Origin of the sequence: Micromonospora sp. NPDC007230 (genome assembly GCF_042869115.1) — a bacterium.
Classification (GTDB): domain Bacteria; phylum Actinomycetota; class Actinomycetes; order Mycobacteriales; family Micromonosporaceae; genus Micromonospora.
Window position 1 is genome coordinate 253411 of the sequence record NZ_JBIAFE010000007.1, and the last position, 23057, is coordinate 276467.

Consider the following 23057-nt stretch of genomic DNA (forward strand, 5'->3'; position numbering starts at 1 on the left):
TCACTCCTCCTTGTCGGGCGCCCCCGCTGGCACCGGACGCAACGCTAGCGCCACCAGGGGCACCGCCGCGATCGCCGCGAGCAGGGTGAGGGTCGGATAACCGGCCACCCGTACGACAAACCCACTCAGCGCCGCAGCGCCGGCCCCGGCCAGCCCCATGGTCAGGTCCGACAACCCCTGAACGCTCGGCCGCACGTCCGTGGGCACCGACTCGGACAGCAGCGTGGAGCCGGCAACCATGGTGCCCGACCAGCCCAGTCCGAGCAGCGCCAGACCGAGCGAGAGTTCCGGCGTGTGGTGCCCGGCCGTGCCGGCGACCGCGCAGGCGGCGAGCAGCACCCCGAGCCCGCCGAGGATCACCGCGCGCCGGCCGAGCCGGTCGGTGAGCCAGCCGACCACCGGGGAGAGCGCGTACATGCCGGCGATGTGCAGGCTCAGCACGATGCCGACCACCCGCAGCACGTCGGCGTCGTCGTGGAACTCGCCGAGCCGCACCGGGGTCATCGACATCACCGCGACCATCACCAGGTGCCCCATCGCCACGGCCGCGATGCCGAGCCGGGCGGCGGGCCGCTCGCGTACCACCCGCCACGCGGCGCGCATGCCCTCAGCGCGCCGGGCTGGCGACAACTCCGGCTCGGCGCGCCTGACGCCGCGCTGCGACCCGGAGCCGTCGGGGGCCGGCGCCGCGACCACCTCGGCCACCGGGTCATCGGGGGCCGCCAGCCGGCGGGCGGTGAGCAGCGGGTCGGGCCGCAGCAGAGCTGTCAGTACGCCGGCGGTGAGCACGAACGCCGCGGCGCTGAACGCGAACGGGCCGGCCAGCGGCGGCAGTCCCCACCCGCCGGTGGTCCGGTCGGCGAGCGCGGCGAAGTTGGGCGCCGCCACCGCGCCGATGGTGGTGGCCCAGACGATCAACGAGAGCTGGCGCCCCCGACGGGCCGGCTCGGCGAGGTCCACCGCCGTGTAGCGCGCCTGCAGGTTGGCCGCGGTGCCGCCGCCGAAGAGCAGCATGCCGAGGAAGAGCAGCGGCACCCAGCGAGTGAGCGCGGCGAGCACCACCAGCACGCCGCCGGCCGCCCCGGCCAGGTACGCCACCACCAGGCCCGGCCGGCGGCCGTGCCCGTTCATGATCCGGGTCACCGGGACGGCGAGCAGGGCCCCGCCGACCACGGCCGCGCTCTGCGCCAGGCCCGCCACGGCGGTGCCGGCGATCCGGGCGGCGAGCAGCGCGCCGACCGCGACGCCGATGGTGACGCCGATCCCGCCGATGATCTGGGTGACGAAGAGCAGCCGGAGGGTCCGGCGCTGGATCGCGGCGACATCGAGCCGGGGTGGGGCCGGCGCGGTCAGGTCGGTGGCCATCAGGGCTCCTAGGTAAGGGGTGCCAAGCCCGCCCATCCTTGCGCAGCCAGTCGGCCACCGGCATCCAGGTTCTGCTAGAGGCCGAGGCCGCGGCCGATGATCTCCTTCATGATCTCGGTGGTGCCGCCGTAGATCGTCTGCACCCGGCCGTCCAGCCAGGCCCTGGCCACCGGGTACTCCAGCATGAAGCCGTAGCCGCCGTGCAGCTGCAGGCAGCGGTCGGCCACCCGGTTCTGCAGCTCGGTGGTCCACCACTTGGCCTTCGCCGCGTCGGTCACCGAGAGCCGGCCGGCGTTGAACTCGGCGACGCAGTGGTTGACGAAGGTCCGCGCGATGGTGACCTCGGTGTCCAACTCGGCCAGGAGGAACCGGTTGTGCTGGAACTTCCCGATCGGCCGGCCGAACGCCTCCCGCGAGCGGGCGTAGTCGAGGGTGAGGGCGAGCAGCTTCTCCGCCGCCGCCACCGCCGCCACCGCGATGCTCAGCCGCTCCCGGGGCAGGTTGGCCATCAGGTGGTAGAAGCCGTGGTTCTCGGTGCCGATCAGGTTCTCCACCGGCACCCGGCAGTCGTCGAAGAACAGTTCCGCGGTGTCGTTGGCCTTCAGCCCCACCTTGGCCAGCCGCCGGCCCCGGCCGAACCCGGGCGTGCCGGTCTCCACCGCGAGCAGGCTCACCCCGTGCGCGCCCTGGTCGGGCGCCGTCTTGGCGACCACCACCACGAGGTCGGCCAGCTCGCCGTTGGTGATGAACGTCTTCTGGCCGTTGAGGACGTACGTGTCGCCGTCGCGGACCGCGCCGGTGCGGACGCCCGCCAGGTCGGAACCCGCCCCCGGCTCGCTCATCGCGATCGCGGTGACCAGATCGCCGGAGCAGAAGCCCGGCAGCCAGCGCTTGCGCTGGTCCGCGGTGGTCAGCTCGGTCAGGTACGGGGCCACCACGTCGTTGTGCAGGCCGAACCCGAGGCCGGAACAGCCGGCCGCGATGATCTCCTCGTCGAGGACCGCGTTGAACCGGAAGTCGTGCTGCCCGCCGCCACCGTGCGCCTCGTCGACGTCCATGCCGAGCAGCCCGGCGGCGCCGGCCTTGCACCACACCTCCCGGTCCACGATCCCGTCGGCCTCCCAGCGCTCGTGATAGGGCACGGCCTCCCGGGCGAGGAACTCGCGGCACAGGTCGCGGAACTCCTCGTGCACGGGCTCGTAGAGATGCTGCTCCATGGCGATGAGTCTGCCCGCCGCCCGGGCGGGCGGGAAGGGCCCGGAGGCCGGGCGCCACCGCGATCGCGGGTGCTGGCAAGGGTCTCGCCGCGGTCTTCTCCGGGCCTGCCCGTTTACGCCAGGATGGCGGGATGACCACGCTCACCGGACGGCAGATCGCCGACGAGGGACTGGCCGGGTGGACGTACCTGCTCGGCGGTCTGCAGACCCGGATCGCCACGGAGACCTTCGCCGCCGGGCTGGCGGTCGTCGACGCCATCGGCGCGGCGGCCGAGCGGATGGACCACCACCCCGATCTCGACCTCCGTTACACCCACGTCGACGTGCGGCTCTGGTCCCACGACGTGGGCGGGGTCACCGCCCGGGACGTCCGGCTGGCCCGGGCCATCTCCGCGATCGCCGCCGACGCCGGGGTGACGCTGGACCACACCGGCGTCTCGCGGCTCGAACTCGCCCTGGACACCCCGGCCGTCGCCGGCGTCCTGCCGTTCTGGCAGGCGGTGCTGGCCGTGGCGCACCGCTCCGGGCCGGGCCTCGGCGACGAGCTGCGCGACCCGGCCGGCCCGCTGCCCACCGTGTGGTTTCAGCAGTCCGGCAGCGAGGAGTCCCGGCAGCGTTGGCACCCGGACGTGTGGGTGGACCCGGCGGAGGTGGCACCGCGCATCGAGGCGGCGCTGGCCGCCGGCGGCACGCTCGTCAGCGACGAGAACGCGCCGCGGTTCTGGGTGCTCGCCGACCCGGACGGCAACCGCGTCTGCCTCTGCACCTGGCAGGACCGCGACTGAGGGACGCTCAGGCGGCCAGGGCGCGGGCGGCCACCGTCAGGTCCGCGACCAGGCCCTCGTACGCCACGTCCTGGTTGTCCGCGCGCAGCACGGCCGACGGGTGGATGGTGGCCAGCAACTGAGCCTCCGGGGCGTCGGCCACCTTGCCGGCCCGGTCCACCGGCACCCGCTTGAAGTCCTGCGGGCGCTGCGCGGCGTCCGGCCAGGGCAGCAGTTCCCCGCGCTGCTTCGTCACCCGGAACGCCGGCCCGAGCAGCGCCTTGGCGGCGGTGGCGCCGAGCACCACGACGACCTCCGGGCGGAGCCGGGCGAACTCGGCGACCAGCCAGGGCCGGCAGGCGGTGATGTGCACCCGGTCCGGCGTCTGGTGGATCCGCCGCTTCCCGCGCAACTCGAACCGGAAGTGCTTCACGGCGTTGGTCAGGTAGATGTGGCCGGGGTCGATGCCGGCGTCGTCCACCGCGCGGCGCAGCACCCGCCCGGCGGGGCCCACGAAGGGCAGGCCCTTCTGGTCCTCCATGTCGCCGGGCTGCTCGCCGACGAAGACCACCCGGGCACTCTCGTCACCCCGGCCGAATACCGTCTGGGACGCGTTCCGGTAGAGCTCGCAGCCCTGGCAGCCGGCCGCGGCGGCGCGCAGCTGGTCGATCGTGTCCGCCTGCGGCGGGATGAACTCCTGCGCTCCGGGCGCGCTCTCGGTCTCGGCCATGCCCGACTTTATATACCGGTTTCATCATCGACGCCGGGTGCCGCCCACATCAGTAACCACCGCCCCCGCCGCCGCCACCGCGCGAGGCCAGCGCGATCGCGATGATCACCAGGATGATCACCACCACCGCCACCCCGATCCAGATGCCCTTGCGGGACCTGTTCGCCACGGTCACCCACCTCCCGGCCGGTCTTACCCGTCGCCGACCGGGCCATGCCGCCGGGCTTGCCGGGCCAGATCGGCCGGGCCGGGATCACGCGGTGAACGGGGCCGGCCCGACGGGACGCACCGCTCGCGCCACCGCGTCGGCCAGGGGCGCGAGGTCGGCCTCGTCGAGCGGGCTGACCGTGATCCGGACGCCGGGGGCGGCGGCGATCCGGTTCAACGCGCCGGGGGCGACCGACCAGCCGGCGTCGCGCAGCGCGGTGACCACCACCGTCTCGTCGGGCACGGGCACCCAGACGTTGATCCCGGTGCGCCCGTGGGCGGCCAGCCCCCGTGCGGCCAGCGCGTCGACCAGCCCGTCCCGCCGCCGCTCGTAGCTCTCCCCCGCCCGCCGCACCAGGTCCGCCGTGCCCGGGTCGCGCCAGAGCGCCAGGACGAGGCGTTGCAGCACGGTGGAGACCCAGCCGGCGCCCACCCGGGCGCGGCCGGCCACCCGGGCCACGGTGGCCTCGTCGCCGGCGAGCACCGCGAGTCGCAGGTCCGGGCCGTAGGGCTTGCTCACCGACCGGACGAAGGCCCACGCCGGGGTCGCCCCGGCGAGCGGGTGCAGGGGTACGCGGGCCAGCTCGGCGGCGTGGTCGTCCTCGATCAGCAGCAGGTCGGCGCGGCCGGCGAGCAGCGTACGCAGGGCCGCGGCGCGGTCGGCGGAGACGGCGGCACCGGTCGGGTTCTGGGCACGGCTGGTCACGATCAGTGCGCGGGCCCCGGCGGTGAGGGCGGCCCGGACGCCCGGCTCGGTGGGGCCGTCGCCGTCGACGGGCACCCCGATGGCGCGTAGCCCGAGCGCGGCGAGCAGGTCGAGCAGGTTGGCCCAGCCCGGGTCCTCGACCGCGACCGCGTCGCCGGGACGCAGGTGGGCGGCGAGCAGGCGCTCGATGCCGTCCAGCGCGCCCCCGGTCACGGTGATCTCCTCGGCCGGTACGCCGTCGGCGGCGAGCCGCTCCCGGGCCGCGGCGGCCAGCTCGGGCAGGACGGCGGTGACCGCGTACCCGCCGGGCGGGCCGAGCTCGGTGGCGAGCGCGGCCAGGTGCGGGCCGAGCGGCGGCAGCAGCCGGCTGTCGGGCTGGCCGGCGGAGAGGTTGCGGGCGCCGGGCAGCGGGGCCGGCATCAGCGCGGCGCGGCGGGTGGCGACGGGTGGGCGGGGTCGGACCCGGGTGCCGTGCCGGCCGGCGGTGACCACCAGGCCCCGCTGGCGCAGCTCCTGGTACGCCTTGGCCACGGTGGCCGGGCTGACCGCCAGCTCGGTGGCCAGGGCGCGGACGGCCGGCAGGGTGACGCCCGGGGCGAGGCCGCCGCTGCGGATGCCGCTTTCCACGCTCGCCGAAATGGCCGCCGACGACGACCCGACGATCTGATAATGTGCTGCCACAGTTCGGAGATTGTACTAGAACAAAGGTGGTTTGTCGTATGTACCCCCAGACCGAGCGGACCACCGCCACCCGCATGCGGCACCGCATGAGCTACGACGAGGCCGCCGCGCACGCCGTCCTGGACGAGGCGTACCACTGCACCCTGGGGTTCACCGTGGACGGCGAGCCGCGCGTGCTGCCCACCCTGCACGTCCGCATCGGCGACACCCTCTACCTGCACGGCTCCACCGGGAGCCGGCCGCTGCTCGCCGCCCGGGGCGACGGGCTGCCGGTCTGCGTCGCGGTGACCCTGCTCGACGGGCTGGTCTACGCCCGGTCCCAGTTCAACCACAGCGCCAACTACCGGTCGGTGGTCGTCCACGGCACCGCCCGCCCGGTGACCGACGAGCGGGAGAAGGCCGAGGTGCTCACCGCGCTGGTGGAGAAGGTGGCGGCCGGACGCAGCACCGACAGCCGCCCGCCGAGCCGGCGCGAACTGGCCGAGACGGCCGTGCTGGCCCTGCCGCTGCGCGAGGTGTCGGTCCGCGCCCGGGCCGCCGGAGCCAACGACGACCCGGCCGACCTCGACCTGCCGTACTGGGCGGGGGTGCTGCCGCTGCGGCTCACCGCCGGCGTGCCCGAGCCGGCCGCCGGGGTGGCCGCGCCGGTGCCGGCGTACCTGCGGCCGGCCCGGTCGGCCTGGCTGGAGCCCGTCGTGCTGCGCGGCGAGCACGTGGTGCTGGAACCGCTCGATGTGTCCCACGCCGAGGAGCTGTACGCCGCCCTCGACGACCCGGAGGTCTGGAGCTACGTCGGCAGCCCCCGGCCGCGGAACGCGGCCGAGACGGCCGGCCAGATCCGCGCCGCGCTGGACGCGAACCTGCGGGGAGTCCGGACGCCCTGGGTGCAGCGGTGCGCCGCCACCGGCGCGGTCGTCGGCACCACCTCGTACTACCAGCCCGACCCGGGCCTACGGACCCTGGAGATCGGCTTTACCCAGCTCGGCCGGGCGTGGTGGCGCACCGGGATCAACACCGAGGCGAAGCTGCTGCTGCTCACCCGGGCCTTCGAGGAGCTGGACGCGATCCGGGTCACCTGGCAGACCAGCACCCTCAACGAACGCTCGCAGCGGGCCATCGAGCGGCTCGGCGCCACCCGGGAGGGGACGCTGCGGTCCAACCGCCGCCGCGCCGACGGCACCTGGCGGGATTCCGCGCTCTACTCCATGCTCGCCACCGAGTGGCCCAACGCACAGGCCACGCTGCGGGAAAGGCTTCGCCCGGCGGCACCGGTGGCGTCATGATGTCCGGCGTGCTGGGCATCACCGACATCTGGACGTACGTGCTGGGGACCGTGGCCATCGTGCTGCTCCCCGGGCCGAACTCGCTCTTCGTGCTCTCCACCGCCGCCAAGCGCGGGGTACGGGCCGGCTACCGGGCCGCCGGCGGGGTGTTCGTCGGCGACTCGGTGCTGATGTTCCTCTCCGCCGCCGGGGTGGCGTCGCTGCTCAAGGCGTACCCGCCGCTCTTCCTGGTGGTCAAGTACGCCGGCGCCGCGTACCTGGGTTACGTGGGGCTGACCATGCTGCGCGGCGCCTGGCGGCGCTGGCGCGACCGCAACAACCCGGCGACGCCGCGCCTGATCGACGCGGCGGAGCCGGCCGCGATGCGCAGTCCCTTCCGGAAGGCGCTGGTGATCAGCCTGCTCAACCCGAAGGCGATCCTCTTCTTCATCTCGTTCTTCATCCAGTTCGTCGACCCCGGATACGCCTGGCCGGCGCTGTCGTTCGTGCTGCTCGGGTTGATCGCCCAGGTGACCAGCGCGCTCTACCTGACCGCGCTGATCTTCGCGGGCACCTTCCTGGCCGCCCAGTTCCGCCGTCGCCAGCGCCTGGCCGCCGGCGGCACCACCGCCGTGGCCGCCCTGTTCCTCGGCTTCAGCATCAAGCTCGCCACCGCGTCGATGTAAGGAACGGGCCGCGGTCAACGCCTGGGATATAGCAGGGATCCCCGGTTGACGTGTGGACGCGCGGCGGCACCGGCCCGACACGGGGGCGGGTCAGGTGCCGTCGCCACCGCCGCCGCCCCCGATGCCGCCACCCCCGCCGGCGGTGCCCTGTAGGCCGAAGCCCGGCTGGACGGGCTCGTCCGGGTGGCGGCTGACGTGCGCCGACTCCCGGATCATGGCGGACCAGTCGGCGTGCGCGGCGGCTGCCGCATGCCGGTCGATCGCGTGCCGCAGCCAGCCGTCCACGGTGGCCACCCAGTCGCGCTGCGCGGCCCCGGCGTGCCAGGCCCGGAACCGGCTGATGCTCTGGTGGGTGACTCCGGCCAGGGAGAGCCGCCGGTTCATCCAGAGCAGCACCTCCAGCCCTGCCGAGTTGGTCACGAAGATCACCTCCAGCTCGGTGATCGGGCCGGCGTACAGCGGCGCCACCCAGTAGCCGAGCTGCTCGTAGAACGGCAGCGTCTGCTCCACGCCGGGCAGCCGGCCGTGCTGGAGGCCCGCCTGCCGCATCACGAAGCCGAGGGTGTCCAGCGCCGCGAGGATGCCCTGCTGGGCGGGGAGCGGGTGGATGAAGATCGGCACCATCGCGCCCTGATCCAGGTCCGGATCGACCGACACCTCGGTACGCAGCCCGTGGCGCAGGCTCATCAGCGGGACCCCGCCGAACATGTTCACCGGGGTCTCCCAGGGCAGCGGGAAGGCGAAGTCGACCGCCCGCCGGCGCCCGGCCGGCACCACGAACCGGCCGGCGACCGGCACCTGGTGGTACTGCACCAACCGGCGCGGCGCGTCCGGATCCTCCGGCTCGAGCTGGGCGACCAGTCCGAGCCGGAGGTGCCGGACCGGCACGTCCTCACCCCCGGCGGTGAGCGTCACCCGGCCGGGCAGCCGCAGGCCCGGTCGGGTGCTGGCGTTGGTCACGGTGGTGCTCACCGAGAGCCCGGTCCAGACGGACTCCGACGACAGCCCGGTCAGCCGCATGCCACCGGCATTCCCGCTCGCCGGGCGGGCACTCCTGCCCCGCGCACCGGCCGGCCGCCGGGCCCGAGGGACCCGACGGCCGGACGGCGTGGGACGGGACCGTCAGCGCAGGCGGCGGCCCCGGGGCACCGGGTCGGTCTCGTCGTCGAACTCGCCGATGACCTCCTCCAGCAGGTCCTCCAGCGCCACGAAGCCGATCGGCCGGGTCGGGCCGCCACCGTTGCGGACCAACGCCAGCTGGGCCTGCCGGCCCCGCATGGCCGCCACCGCCTCGGTGACCGACGCCCCGGCGGGCAGCGTGAACGCCGGGGTCATCAGCTCACCCGCCGTCGCCGGCCGGCCCGTGGTGACCGCCCGGACCGCCTCGCGGACGTGCACGAGGCCGCACACCTCGCCACCGGCGTCGAGCACGGCCAACCGGGACCGGCCGCTGTCCCGCGAGACGTGCTCGATCCGCTCGGCGGTGTCCTCCCGGCCTACCGTGACGATCCGGTCGAACGGCTCCATCACCTGCGCCACCGTGGTGCCCTGCAGCTCCAGCATGCTGGTCAGCATCTGGTGCTGCTCGGCGCCGAGCAGCCCGTGCTCGCGGGACTGCTCCAGCAGGATGCGCAGCTCGTCCGGGCCATGCACCTGGGCGAGCTGGTCCTGCGGGCGTACGCCGACCAGCCGCAGGATCGCGTTGGCCAGCGCGTTCAGCGCGGACAGCACCGGGCGGGACACCCGGGCGAAGGCCCGGAACGGCAGCGCCAGCAGGGTGGCCGAGCGCTCCGCGTCGGTGATCGCCCACGACTTCGGGGCCATCTCGCCGACCACCAGATGCAGGAACGTCACCAGGGCGAGCGCGAACACCAGCGCCACCACGTGGCTGGCCGCCACCGGCAGACCCACCGTGTGCAGCAGCGGGCTGATCAGGTGCTCGATCGCGGGCTCGGCGAGGGCACCGAGGCCCAGGGTGCAGAGCGTGATGCCGAGCTGGGCGCCGGCCAGCATCAGGCTCAACTCGCGGACCCCGTCCAGCGCCGCCCGGGCCGCCCGGCCGCCGCCGGCCGCCATCTGCTCCAGGCGGTACCGCTTGGCCGCCACCAGGGCGAACTCGGCGGCCACGAAGAAGCCGTTGAGCGCCAGCAGCACCACGGAGAAGAACAGCGCAAACCCGGGGGTCATGCCGCCACCTCGCTGCGCGCGGCGTCGTCATGACCCGAAACGCTGAACCCGACGATTCGCTCACTCCGCTCGCTCATGCCGCCTCCTCCCCGCGCTCGGCGACGGTCGTCCGGAGCCGGACGGAGTCGGCGACGTGCCGATCCACGGCCAGCACCTCGACCAGGGCGCGCGGTTCGACGTCGGGCAGTTCGCCGTCGACGGCGAGGCTGATCTCCAGCCGGTCGCCGACCTCGGGCACCCGGCCCAGCTCCCGCATGACCAGCCCGGAGAGGGTGTCGTACTCGGGCGCCTCGGGCAGCGCGATACCGGTGCTGTCGGCGACCTCGTCGATCCGCCAGCGGGCCGGCACCACCCAGGAGCCGTCGTCCTGGCGCGCCGCGGCCCGCTCCGGCGGATCGTCCTCGTCGCGGATCGGCCCGACCAGCTCCTCGGCGATGTCCTCCAGCGTGATCACGCCGGCGAAACCGCCGTACTCGTCGACCACGCAGGCGAGCTGCCGGTGCCCGACCCGGAGCCGGTCCAGCACCGTCGGCAGCGGCAGCGTCTCCGGCACCAGCAGCGGGGGTACGGCCACCGCCTCGACCCGGGTGGTGGCCCGCTCGGCCGGCGGCACCCCCAGCACGTCGGCGATGCCGACCACGCCGACCAGGTCGTCGACGCCCTCGGCGCCCCGGACCGGGAACCGGGAATGCCCGGTGTCCAGCAGCTCGACGACCCGGCTGACCGGCTCGTCGGCCCGTACGGTGTGCACGTCGACCCGGGGAACCATGGCCTCCCCGGCGGTCAGTTCCCGGAAGTCGAGACCCCGGTCGAGCAGATCGGACATCGCGGCGTCGAGGTGCCCCTCCTCCCGGGACTCGGCGATGATCTGTTCCAGGTCCTCCGGGGTGGCGCCGCTGGGCAGCTCCTCGATCGGCTCGATGCCGACCCGGCGGAGCAGCCGCACGGCGGCCCGGTCGAAGAGGGTGATCACCGGTCCGGCGATCTTCAGGTAGATCAGGGTGGACCGGGACAGCGCCCGGGCCAGGGGTTCGGCACGGGCGATGGCGAGGTTCTTCGGGGCCAGCTCACCGAGGACCATCTGCACCACGGTGGCGATGATCAGGGCCAGCGCCACCGACAGCGGCAGCGCGACCCCGGCGGAGACCCCGGCGACGCCGAGCAGGTCGGCCAGCCCGGCGCCCAGGTACGGCTCGGCGGCGTAACCGACCAGCAGGGCGGTGACGGTGATGCCGAGCTGGGCGCCGGACAGCATGAAAGAAAGCCGTCCGGTCACCTCCAGGGCCCGGGCGGCGGCCTGGTCGCCCCCGTCGGCGAGCTGCTTGAGCTTGCCCCGGTCCACGGCGACATAGCCGAACTCCTGGGCCACGAAGTAACCGGTGGCGGCGGTGAGCACGATGATGAGAACGAGTCCCACGAGGATCAGCACGGGACGCTCAGGGCTCCCGGGGCCGTCGGGACTGGGGATTGCCGGGCATGACCCGGCTGGCTACTGCTGCCCTCCTGGGCAGAGGAGTCGATCATGCGGCCATTTTATCGGCGCTGGCTGTGCGTCCGCTGAGGGTGCCGGGAAGCTCCTCGACGTCCGGTTCGCCGGTCCGCCAGCTCCGCGCGTCCGGTTCACCGGCCGGCCAGTTCGTCGGCGTCGAGCAGGGCGGCGTCGACCCGGCCCGACCGGTACGCCGCCCGCCCGATCATCTGCGCGGCGACCGGCGCGGTGGTCAGTTGGAAGACCGCGACCAGCCCGATCATCCCCAGGTCCGCCGGCGTACGCAGGCGCAGCGCCACCCCGACGAGCAGCAGCAGCACGCCGAGGACCTGCGGTTTGGTGGCGGCGTGCATCCGGTCCAGCACGTCCGGGAAGCGCAGCACGCCGATCCCGGCGGCGAGCCCGAGCAGCGCCCCGGCCAACAGGAAGGCCGCGCCGAACCAGTCGGCGACGGCGGCCATCAGGCGACCTCGCGGACGGCGAAGCGGACCAGGGAGACCGAACCGACGAAGCCGAGCAGCGAGAGCACCACGAGGATGGGCAGCGTGGTGGCGTGCCGGTTGACCGCCGCCTCCACGGCCACCGCGGCCAGGATGGTGGAGAGCAGCAGGTCGGCGGCGACGACCCGGTCGATCAGCGACGGTCCGCGGTAGATGCGGGCCAGAGCGAGCAGCGCGGTGACCGAGATCAGCACGGTCAGCGCGGCGGCGAGAAGCGTGGTCACGGCTTGGTCCTCCGGTCGTCGGGTTCGGCGGTGAGCTGGCGTACTTCCTGCGGGGAGCCGACGGCGCGGACGATGCGCCGCTCGACGGCGAGGACCCGCTCCCTGCTGTCGGTCAGGTCCTCCGGGCCACGGACGTCGAGGACGTGCACGTAGAGGGCGCCGTGGTCACGGTCCACCTCGAGGATCAGGGTGCCCGGGACCAGGGAGATCAGCTCGGCGGTGAGCGCCAGGTTGAGGTCGGTGCGGATCCGCAGCGGCACCGCGATGATCGCGCCACGCGGCCGGTAGCCGGGGCGGACCGCGATGGCGGCGACGTGGACACTGGCGCTGACCAGCTCGCCGACGAAGGTGACCGCGAGGACCAGCAGCGCGCCGGGGCGGAGCCGGCCGCCGAAGGTGACCGGCGGGAGCGGGAAGAACAGCAGCACGGCCCCGCCGACGAGGATCCCGCCGAGCAGGTTTCCCCAGGACAGGTCCCCCCAGAGCAGCAGCCAGATCGCCACCAGCCAGCCGAGCGTGACGGCCTGGTCGCGGCGCCGCCCGCCGCGCCCGATGGCGGGCGCCGCCGGGCCGTTGTCGGCCGGCGACGGTCCGTCCGCCGCGCGCCCCTCGTCGGCCGGCGGGCCCGGGGGCGGGGCCCCGGTCACCGGACGCCCGCCGGCAGCACGGCCCGGACATACGGGGTGCGTTGCCGCAGGTCGCCGGCGGCGTCCGCGGTGACCCGGAAGAGTGGCCCGGCGGCCAGGGTCAGCGCCACGCCGAGCGCCACCAGGGCGGCGGTGGCGCCGACCATCAGCGCGGGCAGCCGGACGGCCGGGGCGGCGGTGGCCAGCCGGGGCACCCGCCAGAACGCGATGCTCCACACCCGGGAGGCGGCGTAGAGGGTGAGCAGGCTGGTCACCGTTCCTGCGGCGACCAGCACCCCGGGCAGCACCCCGCCGGCCGCCACCCCCGCCTGGAGCAGGCCGAGCTTGCCGAGGAAGCCGGAGAACGGCGGGATGCCGGCCAGGTTCATCGCCGGGACGAAGAAGAGCACGGCGAGCAGCGGGGCGATCCGGGCCAGCCCGCCCAGCCGGCGCAGGTCGGTGCTGCCGGCCCGCTCCTCGACCAGGCCGGCGACCAGGAAGAGGGTGGTCTGGATGGTGATGTGGTGCACCACGTAGAAGATCGCTCCGGAGAGCCCGGCGACGGTGCTCAGCGCCACCCCGTAGATCATGTAGCCGATGTGGCTGACCAGGGTGAAGGAGAAGAGCCGCTTCAGGTCGGACTGGGCGACCGCGCCGAGGACGCCGACCACCATGGTCAGCCCGGCCACGACCATGAGCAGGCCGGAGACCTGACCGCCGGGGAAGAGCAGGGTCTCGGTGCGGATGATCGCGTAGACGCCGACCTTGGTGAGCAGGCCGGCGAAGACCGCGGTGACCGGCGCCGGCGCCGTCGGATAGCTGTCCGGCAGCCAGGCCGAGACCGGGAAGACCGCCGCCTTGATGGCGAACGCGAGCAGCAGCATGAGCTGCAACACCAGGCGTACGCCGGCCGGCAGGTCATCCAGCCGCCCGGCGAGTTGGGCCATGTTGAGGGTGCCGGTGGCCGCGTACACCAGTCCCACCGCGGCCAGGAAGATCATCGAGGAGAGGACGCTGACCACCACGTACGTCGCGCCGGTCCGGATCCGGGTCTCGGTGCCACCGAGGGTGATCAGCACGAAGCTGGCGGCCAGCAGGATCTCGAACCCGACGAAGAGGTTGAACAGGTCCCCGGCGAGGAACGCGTTGGTCACGCCGGCGGTGAGCACCAGGTAGGTCGGGTGGTAGATGTTCACGGGGGCCGCCTCCGTGGTCTCCCCGCGCCCCTGGCCGATCGAGTAGAGCAGCACGCAGAGGGTCACCGCCGAGGAGACCACCAGCATCAGCGCGGCCAACTGGTCGGCGACCAGCACGATGCCGACCGGCGGGGGCCAGCCGCCCACCCGGACCACCACCGGCCCGTGCCGGTACGCCTCGACGAGCAGCACCACCGCGACCGCCAGGGTGGTGATGAGGCCGAGCACGCTGACCGTCCGCTGCCAGCGGGGCCGGTTGGCCAGGATCAGGGTGAGCGCGGCACCGAGCAGCGGCACCACCACCGGCAGCGGGACCAGGGCCGGGGTCATGGTTGTTCCCCCCGGCGCAGCCGGCGCAGTGCCGGCCCCGGGTCCACCTGCTCCGGGTCGTTGTTCGGCCCTTCGCCGCCGAGATCCGCGGTGGACACCTCGTTGCGTTCGGCGAGCCGGACGATCTGCCGGTCCTCCAGGTCGTCCTGCACCTCGTCGTCGCCACTGAGGTACCAGCTCCGGTAGGCGACCGCGAGCAGGAACGCGGTCAGCCCGAACGTGATCACCACGGCGGTGAGCACCATGGCCTGCGCCAGGGCGTCGCTCATCTGCCCGGTCGGCCCGGTGCCGGCCAGGGGCGGGCCGCCGGACCGGCCACCGAGCAGGACCAGCAGGTTCACCCCGTTGCCGACCAGGATGACGCCGAGCAGGATCCGGGTCAGGCTCCGCTCCAGCAGCAGCGTGACGCCGGCCGCCACGAGCACCCCGACGGCAATCACCAGGACCAACGTCGGCCCCGTCCCGACATTCGTCATGGCCGGTCCCCCTCCCGCTGGACCACGAGCCCCGGGGCGGACTCGCCGGCCGCCTCGATGTGCCGGTCCACCTCGGCGCCGAGGCTGCGCAGGATGTCCAACACCAGGCCGACCACGATCAGGTAGACGCCGATGTCGAAGAAGAGCGACGTGACCAGGTGGAGGTGGCCGACCACGGGGACCCAGAGGTTCACCTTGACGCTGTGCAGCACAGCGCCGGTGACCAGCAGCGAGAGCACGCCGCCGCCGACCGCGACGGCCAGCCCGGCGCCGAGCACGGTGCCGGCCCCCACCGGGGCGGCCTCGGCCAGCTCGTACCGGCCGCCGGCCAGGTAACGGAGGGCCAGCGCGAGGCTGGCGACCAGCCCGCCGGCGAAGCCGCCACCGGGGGCGTTGTGCCCGGAGAAGAGCAGGAACAGGGAGAACAGCACCACGGTGTGGAAGATCAGCCGGGTGACCACCTCGAAGACGATCGAGCGGCGGCGCTCGTGCAGGGTGGTCCCGCCGCGCAGCCAGACGGTGCGCCGGTCCCGACGGGGCGCGGACGGGCGGGGGCGGCGCGGTCGGGGCCCGGTGCGGGACCGCTCGAAGATCAGGCTGGCCACCCCGGTCGCGGTCACCACCAGCACCGAGATCTCGCCCATGGTGTCCCAGGCCCGGATGTCCACCAGGGTCACGTCGACCACGTTGCGGCCGTGGCCCTCGGTGACCGCCAGGTGCGGGTAGGCCAGCGAGATCGACGGCGCCCGCCGGGCGCCGGCCGCGGCGAGGGCGAGGCCGGCCATCACCAGCCCGGCGGCCAGTCCGATGCCGCGGCGTACCCAGCGGCTGCGGCGCAGCGGGCGGGCCGAGAAGTGGGGCGGCAGGCGCCGCAGGACCAGCACGAAGACCGCGATGGTGGCGGTCTCCACCAGGAACTGGGTGAGCGCCAGGTCGGGCGCGCCGTAGAGGACGAACATCATCGCCGTGCCGTAGCCGGTGACGCCGACCAGCAGCATCGCGGTGAGCCGGCGCCGGGCGCCGAGCGCGAGCACCGCCGCCACCGCGATCACCGCGCAGACCACGAGCTGGGCCGGGCTGGCCCAGCCGGCGATGTCGTTCCGCCAGGGCCGGGTGACCAGCATCGCCGTGCCGGGCACCAGCACCAGGGCGAGCAGCACGGTGCCGAGGTACTGCGGCAGGGAGCCGCGCTGGGTCACGCTGGTGACCTCGATGGCGATCCGGTCGAACCGGTGGGTGATCCACTCGTACCCCTGGTTGCCGCCGACCGGGAAGCGCAGCCGCCGCAGCGCGGACGCCAGCCGGCCGCGGACCAGGTGCAGCACCACACCGCCGCCGATGGCGGCGGCGGAGAGGCCCAGCGCGACGGTCGGTCCGTGCCAGAGCGCCAGGTGCTCGCCCACCGGGCCGAAGAGCGCCGCGTACGGATGGAGCAGGCCACCGATCCAGCCGGCCGCCGGACCGGCAGCGAGCCCGGCCACGGCGAGCAGGGCCGGCGGTACGAGCATCGCGGCCGGAGGCCGCTCCAGTTCGGTGTCGGGCACGCCGGGCCGGGTGGCGAAGGCCCCCCACAGGAAGCGGATGCTGTAGGCGACGGTCAACGCGATGCCCGCGACCAGCACGGCGAGCACCAGCGGCCGGTCGGTGAACGCGGCGAGGACGGCCTCCTTGGCGACGAAGCCGAGCAGCGGCGGCACGCCGGCCATCGAGGCGGCGGCCAGCCCGGCGATCCCGGCGAGCAGCGGCGCGCTGCGCCCCACCCCCGACAGTTCGCGCAGGTCCCGGCCGCCGGCGCTGTGGTCGAGGATGCCCACGACGAGGAACAGCCCCGCCTTGAACAGCGCGTGCGCCAGCAGCATCGCGGTGCCGGCCAGCGCCGCCTCGGGGGTACCCGCGCCCAGCACCACGGTGAGCAGGCCGAGCTGGCTGACCGTCCCGTACGCCAGCAGCAGCTTGAGGTCGTCCTGCCGCAACGCCGCCCAGCCCCCGGCGACCAGGGTGATCAGCCCGGCGACCACGGTGACCGGCCGCCACGGACCGGCCGGGGCGAGCGCCGGGCCCAGCAACCCGATCAGGAACACCCCGGCCTTCACCATCGCCGCCGCGTGCAGGTAGGCGCTGACCGGCGTGGGTGCCGCCATCGCCACCGGCAGCCAGGAGCTGAACGGGAACACGGCGGCCTTGGCGAGCGCCCCGGCGAGGACGAGCAGCACGGCCATGACCAGATACCCGCCGCCGGGCAGCGGCACGGACGTGATCAGTGACCAGCGGTAACCGCCGGCGTGCCGGCCGAGCAGCAGGAAGCCGACCAGCATGGCCAGCCCGCCCAGCGTGGTGACGATCAGCGCCTGGGCGGCCGCCAGGCGGCTGGACCGCCGCTCGGTGCTGTGCCCGATCAGCAGGTAGGAGAAGACCGTGGTGAGTTCCCAGAAGACGTAGAGCAGCAACAGGTCGTCGGAGACGACCAGGCCGACCATCGCTCCGGCGAAGGCGACCATGACGGCCGCGAACCGGGCCAGGCCCGCCGAGCCGGCGTGGAAGTAGCGGGCGGAGTAGACCAGCACCAGTGCGCCGACGCCGCCGACCAGCAGCAGCGTGAGCCAGGACAGGGTGGTGACCCGCAGCGCCACGTCGAGCTGGAGCTGCGCGATCCACGGGTACGTCTCGACCACCGCGCCGCCGTGGCGTACCGCCCCGGTGTGCGCGACGGCCCAGCCGAAGGCGGCGGCCGGGGCGAGGGCGAGGGCGTAGCACGCGCGTGGACCCCACCACCGGACCAGCAGCGGCGCGAGCAGGGCCGCCGCCAGGTGCAGGATCAGCAGGACGAGCAAGCGGACTCCCGGTCGAGTAACAGCGCACGCCGGCACGCTGCGGCCACGACCGATCAGACGTCACACCGGCACCCACTCGGGCGGTTTTCCGAAAACCCACCCACCCCCAACCAGTCCATCCGGCTTGGCCCCCGTCTGGTTGATCAAGAGGTTCGCGTCCGGATCCGGGGGCGGCGACGCAAACTTCTTGATCAACGGCCGCCCCCGTGCGCGCGCTGCTCGCCGCCGGCTGGGCTCCGCCGCTGGGTGGGCCGGGCGGTGGGCGGGGTGGACGGGGCGGTCAGCGGAGGGCGGGGTCGCCGGCGGGGACCGCCGGCGACCGGGCGGGGCGGTCCCGGCGGGTCTCCACCAGCAGGTCCGGGCGGCCGAGCTGGCGGACCGCCTTGTTGACCACCCGCTGCGCGGCGGCCAGGGAGCGCACCGGCAGCAGCTTGCCGCGGCTCTCCCGGCGAAGGACGAAGTAGTGCACAGCGGCGCGGACCAGGGCCCGGTCGGCGGCGCTGGAGTGGGCGGTGGCGACGACCAGCTCGCGCAGGCACCGGGCGAGCTCCTCGGCGAGCTCCAGCTCGGGGCCGTGCAGCCCGGCGCGGAGCGCGGCGAGGTGGCCGTCGACCTTGCGGATCAGCACGTCGGTCCCGGGCCCGGAGTCTCGCTCCTCGACGGTCATCCAAGCCCTCCACCCCACGCTGCGTTGCGAGTGAAGTTACTTTATGTTGCGCGGCGCGAGCAAGCAGTTAAGTAAGACTTAACGCATGCAACGCCACATCCGCCGCGTAAGCGGCTGAGCCGGACAGAACAGCGTTCGCCGCGGGCCGAATGTCACATCCGCGAGGCAGGATGGGAGCGTGGCGGACAAGGTGACCGGCGGGGACGCGGCGATGCTGGCGGATTTCGGCGCGGCGACCCGGGAGTGGTTCACCGCCGCCTTCGCGCAACCCACCGCCGCCCAGGCCGGCGCCTGGCGATCGGTCGCGGCCGGGCGCAACGCCCTGGTCGTCGCCCCGACCGGCTCCGGCAAGACCCTGGCCGCGTTCCTCTGGTCACTGGACCGGCTGGCCAAGGAGCCGCTGCCGGCCGAGCCCCGGCAGCGCTGCCGGGTGCTCTACGTCAGCCCGCTCAAGGCGCTCGCCGTCGACGTGGAACGCAACCTCCGCGCCCCGCTGGCCGGCATCCGGCAGGCCGCCACCCGGCTCGGTCTCGCCCCGCCGGAGATCACCGTCGGCATGCGCACCGGCGACACGCCGGCCGACGAGCGCCGGTCCTTCGCGCGTACCCCGCCGGACATCCTGATCACCACGCCGGAGTCGCTGTTCCTGCTGCTCACCTCCGCCGCCCGGGACTCGCTGCGCGGCGTACGGACGGTCATCGTCGACGAGGTGCACGCGGTCGCCGGCACCAAGCGCGGCGCCCACCTGGCGCTCTCCCTGGAACGCCTCGACGCGCTGCTGGAGGCGCCGGCACAGCGGATCGGCCTGTCCGCCACCGTCCGGCCGGTCGACGGCTGCGCCCACTTCCTCGGCGGGGCCCGCCCGGTCGACGTGGTGCAGCCGGCCAGCAGCAAGACCATCGAGGTCAGCGTGCAGGTGCCGGTGGAGGACCTGACCCGCCTCGACGAGCAGGAGCCGCCGGAGGACGATCTCGGCGGCCCCGGCCCGCGCCGGCCGTCGATCTGGCCGGCCGTCGAGGAACGCGTCTTCTCGTTGGTCCGGTCGCACCGGTCGACCATCGTCTTCACCAACTCCCGGCGCAGCGCCGAACGGCTCTGCGCCCGGCTCAACGAGCTGGCCGCCGAGGAGCTGGCGGCGGCAGGCGCCCCGGGCGGCGGCCACGTGGCGCAGGGCGGCGGGCCGGTGGGCGTACCCGATCGGCCGGGGTGGGACGACGGCCCGGCGGCCGCCGACGGCGGTCCGCGGCGCGGGCCGCTGCGCGCGCCCCGGCAGCCGGCCGAGGTGATGGCGCAGTCGGGGGCGGCGGCGGGCGCGCCACCGGTGATCGCCCGGGCCCACCACGGCAGCGTCTCCCGCGAGGAGCGCAAGCAGATCGAGGAGGCGCTCAAGTCCGGGCAGCTCCCCGCCGTGGTCGCCACCTCCAGCCTGGAGCTGGGCATCGACATGGGCGCGGTCGATCTGGTGGTGCAGATCGAGGCCCCGCCGAGCGTCGCCGCCGGCCTGCAACGGGTCGGCCGGGCCGGGCACCAGGTCGGCGCGGTCTCCCGGGGCGTGGTCTTCCCGAAGCACCGCGGCGACCTGCTCTCCTGCACCGTGGTCGCCGAGCGGATGGCCGAGGGCGCGATCGAGGAACTGCACTACCCGCGCAACCCGCTGGACGTGCTGGCCCAGCAGATCGTGGCGATGGTGGCCCTGGAGCCGTGGCGGCTCGACGACCTGGCCGTGCTGGTCCGCCGGGCAGCCCCCTTCGCCGAGCTGCCCGACTCGGCGCTGCACGCCGTGCTCGACATGCTCTCCGGGCGCTACCCGTCGACCGCCTTCGCCGAGCTGCGGCCCCGGCTGGTCTGGGACCGGGCCACCGACGTGCTCACCGGCCGGCCCGGCGCCCAGCGGCTCGCGGTGACCAGCGGCGGCACCATCCCCGACCGGGGGCTGTTCGGGGTCTTCCTGGCCGGCGCCGAACGGGCCGCCCGGGTCGGCGAGCTGGACGAGGAGATGGTCTACGAGTCCCGGGTCGGCGACGTCTTCCTGCTCGGCTCGTCGTCCTGGCGGATCGAGGAGATCACCCCCGACCGGGTTCTGGTCTCCCCCGCCCCCGGGCAGGCCGCCCGGATGCCGTTCTGGAAGGGCGACCAGCTCGGCCGCCCGGTCGAGCTGGGCCGGGCGATCGGCGCCCGGGTGCGGGCGCTGCTGCGGCAGAGCGACTCCGACGCCGTCGCCGCACTGCGCGCGGGCGGGCTGGACGACTGGGCCGCCGGCAACCTGATGGCGTACCTGCGGGAGCAGAAGGAGGCCACCCGGGCGCTGCCCGACGACCGGACGGTGGTGGTCGAGCGGTTCCGCGACGAGCTGGGCGACTGGCGGCTGGCCGTGCACTCGGTGCTCGGCGCCCGGGTCAACGGCCCCTGGGCGCTCGCCATCGGCCGCCGGCTCGCCGAGCGGTACGGGGTGGACGCCCAGGTGATGCCCGCCGACGACGGCATCGTGGTGCGGCTGCCGGACACCGCCGACGAGCCGCCCGGCGCCGACGTGGTGGTCTTCGAGCCCGACGAGATCGCCCAGCTCGTCGAGGAGTCCGTCGGCACCTCGGCGCTCTTCGCCGCCCGCTTCCGCGAGTGCGCGGCCCGGTCGCTGCTGCTGCCCCGCCGCGACCCGCGCCGCCGGCAGCCGCTCTGGCAGCAGCGCCAGCGGGCCGCCCAGCTGCTCGACGTCGCCCGGGAGTACGCCGACTTCCCGGTCACCCTGGAGGCTGCCCGGGAGTGCCTGCAGGACGTCTTCGACCAGCCGGCGCTCGCCGAGCTGATGCGCGACCTGGCGGCCCGCAAGGTACGCCTGGTCGAGGTGGCGTCCGAGCGCCCGTCGCCGTTCGCCCGCTCGCTGCTCTTCGGATACGTCGGCGCGTTCCTCTACGAGGGCGACGCGCCGCTCGCCGAACGCCGGGCCGCCGCCCTCGCCCTCGACTCCGGGCTCCTCGGCGAGCTGCTCGGCCGGGTCGACCTGCGGGAGCTGCTCGACCCGGCGGTGCTCGCCGAGACCGAGCGGCAGCTGCGCTGGCGCACCGAGCAACGCCGCCCCCGCGACGCCGAGGACGTGGTGGAGCTGCTCCGGGTGGTCGGCGATCTGAGCGACGTCGAGCTGGCCGAGCGGGGCGTACCCGCCGGTTGGCTGGACGAGCTGGCGGCGGCCCGGCGGGTGCTGCGGGTCCGGATCGCCGGCGAGGAACGCTGGGTGGGCGTGGAGGACGCGGCCCGGCTGCGGGACGCGCTCGGCGTGGCACTGCCGGTCGGGGTGGCCGAGGCATACCTCGCGCCGGTGGCCGACCCGCTCGGTGACCTGGTCGCCCGGTACGCGAAGACCCACGGCCCGTTCGCGGCGGCCACCTGCGCCGCCCGGTTCGGGCTCGGGGTGTTCGTGGTCGAGCAGGCGCTGCGCCGGCTCGCCGCCACCGGGCGGGTGGTCTCCGGCGAGTTCGCCCCGGACAGCGTCGGCAGCCAGTGGTGCGACGCCGAGGTGCTGCGGCTGCTGCGCCGGCGGTCCCTCGCGGCGCTGCGGCGGGAGATCGAGCCGGTGCCGCCGCGCGCCCTCGCCGCGTTCCTGCCCCGCTGGCAGCAGGTCGGTTCGTCGGCTCGGGGTGTGGAGGCGGTCGCCGCCACCGTGGAGCAGCTGCAGGGTGCCGCGGTGCCGGCGTCGGCGCTGGAACGGCTGGTGCTGCCCGCCCGGGTCGCCGACTACTCCCCGGCCCAGCTCGACGAGCTCTGCGCCAGCGGGGAGGTGGTGTGGGCCGGGTCCGGGGCGATCTCCGGCGGCGACGGCTGGATCACCCTGGCGTACGCGGACGCCGCGCCGCTGCTGCTCCCGCCACCGGACGAGGCGCTGACCCGCACCCCGCTGCACGAGGCGGTGCTGGGCGCGCTCGCCGACGGGCAGGCGCTCTTCTTCCGTTCCCTGTCCGACCGGATCGGCTCGACCGACGACGCCGCGCTGGCGGCGGCGATCTGGGATCTCGTCTGGGCCGGGCACCTCACCAACGACACGCTCGCCCCGCTGCGGGCGGTGCTCGGCGGGGGCGGCGCGCACCGGTCCCGGCCGTCCGCGCCGCGCACCCGCTACCGCCGGCCGGGCCGGGTGGCGCTGCCCAGCCGCGGCGGCCCGCCCACCGTCGCCGGCCGCTGGTCCCGGCTGCCCGATCGCGACCTCGACCCGACCCGCCGGGCCGCCGCCCTCGCCGACCTGCTGCTGGAACGGCACGGCGTGGTCACCCGGGGCGCGGTCATGGCCGAGCAGGTCACCGGCGGCTTCGCCGCGGTCTACCCGGTGCTGTCCGCGTTGGAGGAACGCGGCGCCGCGCGCCGGGGCTACTTCGTGGAAGGGCTGGGCGCGGCCCAGTTCGCGGTGCCCGGGGCGGTGGACCGGATCCGCGCCCTGGCCGACCCGGCCGACGGCGCCCGTGGCCCGGGCGGGCCGACCCTGGTGCTCGCCGCCACCGACCCGGCCAACCCGTACGGCGCGGCGCTGCCGTGGCCGGAACGGGTGGTCGACTCCGGCGACGGCACGACGCCGGCCACCGGGCACCGGGCCGGACGCAAGGCCGGCGCGCTGGTCGTGCTGGTCGGCGGGGAGCCGGTGCTCTACGTGGAGCGGGGCGGGCGGACCCTGCTGTCGTTCACCGACGACGTCGACCTGCTCGCCGCGGCGGGCAAGGCGCTCGCCGACGCGGTGCACTCCGGCGCCCTCGGCGCCATCTCGGTGGAACGCGCCGACGGCGAGGCGGTGCACTCCTCGCCGCTGCGCGACGCGCTGACCGCCGCCGGCTTCCGAGCCACCCCGCGCGGCCTGCGCCTACGCGGCTGACCCTCGCGCCTCCCGCCGAAGCCCGGCCGCCGCCCGGCGTCCGAGGCCCGGCGTCCGAGGC

The 23057-nt window shown here is 74.8% G+C and carries 18 protein-coding genes; 4 read left to right on the plus strand and 14 right to left on the minus strand.

Going from position 1 to position 23057, the window contains the following annotated elements; translation table 11 throughout:
- Window positions 1-1401, minus strand: coding sequence for an MFS transporter (locus ACFYML_RS13075; protein WP_387420758.1), 1401 nt, complete (start codon window positions 1399-1401; stop codon window positions 1-3).
- A gap of 38 nt (window positions 1402-1439) precedes the next feature.
- Window positions 1440-2582 (minus strand): acyl-CoA dehydrogenase family protein, encoded by a 1143-nt coding sequence (locus ACFYML_RS13080; RefSeq protein WP_387420759.1) that lies wholly within the window; start codon window positions 2580-2582, stop codon window positions 1440-1442.
- 131 nt (window positions 2583-2713) lie between these two features.
- Here ACFYML_RS13080 and ACFYML_RS13085 point away from each other — a divergent pair, with 131 nt between their 5' ends.
- Window positions 2714-3367 (plus strand): 4a-hydroxytetrahydrobiopterin dehydratase, encoded by a 654-nt coding sequence (locus ACFYML_RS13085; protein ID WP_387420760.1) that lies wholly within the window; start codon window positions 2714-2716, stop codon window positions 3365-3367.
- A 7-nt stretch (window positions 3368-3374) separates the two neighbouring features.
- On the opposite strand, the gene ACFYML_RS13090 is transcribed toward ACFYML_RS13085, so the two are convergent.
- Together ACFYML_RS13090 and ACFYML_RS13095 are read right to left on the minus strand one after the other, a co-directional pair.
- Entirely contained in the window at window positions 3375-4076 is a 702-nt protein-coding gene (locus ACFYML_RS13090) for a UdgX family uracil-DNA binding protein (protein WP_387420761.1), read from the minus strand.
- A 253-nt stretch (window positions 4077-4329) separates the two neighbouring features.
- The gene (locus ACFYML_RS13095; RefSeq protein ID WP_387420762.1) at window positions 4330-5670 is read right to left on the minus strand and encodes an aminotransferase class I/II-fold pyridoxal phosphate-dependent enzyme; all 1341 of its coding nucleotides are present in this window, start codon (window positions 5668-5670) and stop codon (window positions 4330-4332) included.
- A gap of 38 nt (window positions 5671-5708) precedes the next feature.
- On the opposite strand from ACFYML_RS13095, the gene ACFYML_RS13100 reads away from it, so the two are divergent.
- Both ACFYML_RS13100 and leuE read left to right on the plus strand, forming a co-directional pair.
- Entirely contained in the window at window positions 5709-6953 is a 1245-nt protein-coding gene (locus ACFYML_RS13100) for a bifunctional pyridoxamine 5'-phosphate oxidase family protein/GNAT family N-acetyltransferase (RefSeq protein ID WP_387420763.1), read from the plus strand.
- Entirely contained in the window at window positions 6950-7618 is a 669-nt protein-coding gene (leuE, locus tag ACFYML_RS13105) for a leucine efflux protein LeuE (RefSeq protein WP_073832634.1), read from the plus strand. Before ACFYML_RS13100 ends, leuE begins: the two co-directional genes overlap by 4 nt.
- A gap of 90 nt (window positions 7619-7708) precedes the next feature.
- Here the strand turns inward: leuE and ACFYML_RS13110 are convergent, their stop codons facing one another.
- The 10 genes from ACFYML_RS13110 to ACFYML_RS13155 all read right to left on the minus strand — a co-directional run bounded on the left by ACFYML_RS13110 (window position 7709) and on the right by ACFYML_RS13155 (window position 18144).
- Window positions 7709-8638, minus strand: a complete 930-nt coding sequence (locus ACFYML_RS13110) for a sporulation protein (protein ID WP_387420764.1) — start codon at window positions 8636-8638, stop codon at window positions 7709-7711.
- A 102-nt stretch (window positions 8639-8740) separates the two neighbouring features.
- On the minus strand, window positions 8741-9805 hold the full coding sequence (locus ACFYML_RS13115) for a hemolysin family protein (protein WP_387420765.1): 1065 nt from the start codon (window positions 9803-9805) through the stop codon (window positions 8741-8743).
- A gap of 73 nt (window positions 9806-9878) precedes the next feature.
- Window positions 9879-11234, minus strand: coding sequence for a hemolysin family protein (locus tag ACFYML_RS13120; RefSeq protein ID WP_387420766.1), 1356 nt, complete (start codon window positions 11232-11234; stop codon window positions 9879-9881).
- A gap of 191 nt (window positions 11235-11425) precedes the next feature.
- Window positions 11426-11755 carry a monovalent cation/H(+) antiporter subunit G gene (mnhG, locus tag ACFYML_RS13125; RefSeq protein WP_073832630.1) on the minus strand — a complete coding sequence of 110 codons (330 nt, stop codon included), beginning with the start codon at window positions 11753-11755 and terminating at the stop codon, window positions 11426-11428.
- Complete coding sequence (locus tag ACFYML_RS13130) at window positions 11755-12018, minus strand: monovalent cation/H+ antiporter complex subunit F (protein WP_387420767.1); 264 nt, start codon at window positions 12016-12018, stop codon at window positions 11755-11757. The genes mnhG and ACFYML_RS13130 overlap by 1 nt, the downstream gene beginning before the upstream one ends.
- On the minus strand, window positions 12015-12665 hold the full coding sequence (locus ACFYML_RS13135; protein ID WP_387420768.1) for a Na+/H+ antiporter subunit E: 651 nt from the start codon (window positions 12663-12665) through the stop codon (window positions 12015-12017). The genes ACFYML_RS13130 and ACFYML_RS13135 overlap by 4 nt, the downstream gene beginning before the upstream one ends.
- Window positions 12662-14170, minus strand: a complete 1509-nt coding sequence (locus ACFYML_RS13140; protein ID WP_387420769.1) for a Na+/H+ antiporter subunit D — start codon at window positions 14168-14170, stop codon at window positions 12662-12664. The genes ACFYML_RS13135 and ACFYML_RS13140 overlap by 4 nt, the downstream gene beginning before the upstream one ends.
- The gene (locus ACFYML_RS13145) at window positions 14167-14646 is read right to left on the minus strand and encodes a Na(+)/H(+) antiporter subunit C (RefSeq protein WP_387420770.1); all 480 of its coding nucleotides are present in this window, start codon (window positions 14644-14646) and stop codon (window positions 14167-14169) included. The genes ACFYML_RS13140 and ACFYML_RS13145 overlap by 4 nt, the downstream gene beginning before the upstream one ends.
- A complete protein-coding gene (locus ACFYML_RS13150; protein ID WP_387420771.1) occupies window positions 14643-17477 on the minus strand; it encodes a Na+/H+ antiporter subunit A in 2835 nt (944 codons plus the stop codon). The genes ACFYML_RS13145 and ACFYML_RS13150 overlap by 4 nt, the downstream gene beginning before the upstream one ends.
- Window positions 17478-17757: 280 nt before the next feature.
- A complete protein-coding gene (locus ACFYML_RS13155) occupies window positions 17758-18144 on the minus strand; it encodes a hypothetical protein (RefSeq protein ID WP_073832625.1) in 387 nt (128 codons plus the stop codon).
- Between the two features lie 211 nt (window positions 18145-18355).
- Here ACFYML_RS13155 and ACFYML_RS13160 point away from each other — a divergent pair, with 211 nt between their 5' ends.
- A complete protein-coding gene (locus tag ACFYML_RS13160; protein ID WP_387420820.1) occupies window positions 18356-22996 on the plus strand; it encodes a DEAD/DEAH box helicase in 4641 nt (1546 codons plus the stop codon).
- Window positions 22997-23057: the final 61 nt, after the last annotated feature.

Excerpts from the sequence above, each read along its gene's own strand:
- ACFYML_RS13145 (WP_387420770.1), bottom strand. The coding sequence starts at position 14,646 with ATGACGAATGTCGGGACGGGGCCGACGTTGGTCCTGGTGATTGCCGTC.
- ACFYML_RS13155 (WP_073832625.1), bottom strand. The coding sequence starts at position 18,144 with ATGACCGTCGAGGAGCGAGACTCCGGGCCCGGGACCGACGTGCTGATC.
- ACFYML_RS13110 (WP_387420764.1), bottom strand. The coding sequence starts at position 8,638 with ATGCGGCTGACCGGGCTGTCGTCGGAGTCCGTCTGGACCGGGCTCTCG.
- leuE (WP_073832634.1), top strand. The coding sequence starts at position 6,950 with ATGATGTCCGGCGTGCTGGGCATCACCGACATCTGGACGTACGTGCTG.
- ACFYML_RS13090 (WP_387420761.1), bottom strand. The coding sequence starts at position 4,076 with ATGGCCGAGACCGAGAGCGCGCCCGGAGCGCAGGAGTTCATCCCGCCG.
- ACFYML_RS13140 (WP_387420769.1), bottom strand. The coding sequence starts at position 14,170 with ATGACCCCGGCCCTGGTCCCGCTGCCGGTGGTGGTGCCGCTGCTCGGT.
- ACFYML_RS13115 (WP_387420765.1), bottom strand. The coding sequence starts at position 9,805 with ATGACCCCCGGGTTTGCGCTGTTCTTCTCCGTGGTGCTGCTGGCGCTC.
- ACFYML_RS13100 (WP_387420763.1), top strand. The coding sequence starts at position 5,709 with ATGTACCCCCAGACCGAGCGGACCACCGCCACCCGCATGCGGCACCGC.
- ACFYML_RS13080 (WP_387420759.1), bottom strand. The coding sequence starts at position 2,582 with ATGGAGCAGCATCTCTACGAGCCCGTGCACGAGGAGTTCCGCGACCTG.
- ACFYML_RS13075 (WP_387420758.1), bottom strand. The coding sequence starts at position 1,401 with ATGGGCGGGCTTGGCACCCCTTACCTAGGAGCCCTGATGGCCACCGAC.
- mnhG (WP_073832630.1), bottom strand. The coding sequence starts at position 11,755 with ATGGCCGCCGTCGCCGACTGGTTCGGCGCGGCCTTCCTGTTGGCCGGG.
- ACFYML_RS13085 (WP_387420760.1), top strand. The coding sequence starts at position 2,714 with ATGACCACGCTCACCGGACGGCAGATCGCCGACGAGGGACTGGCCGGG.
- ACFYML_RS13160 (WP_387420820.1), top strand. The coding sequence starts at position 18,356 with ATGCTGGCGGATTTCGGCGCGGCGACCCGGGAGTGGTTCACCGCCGCC.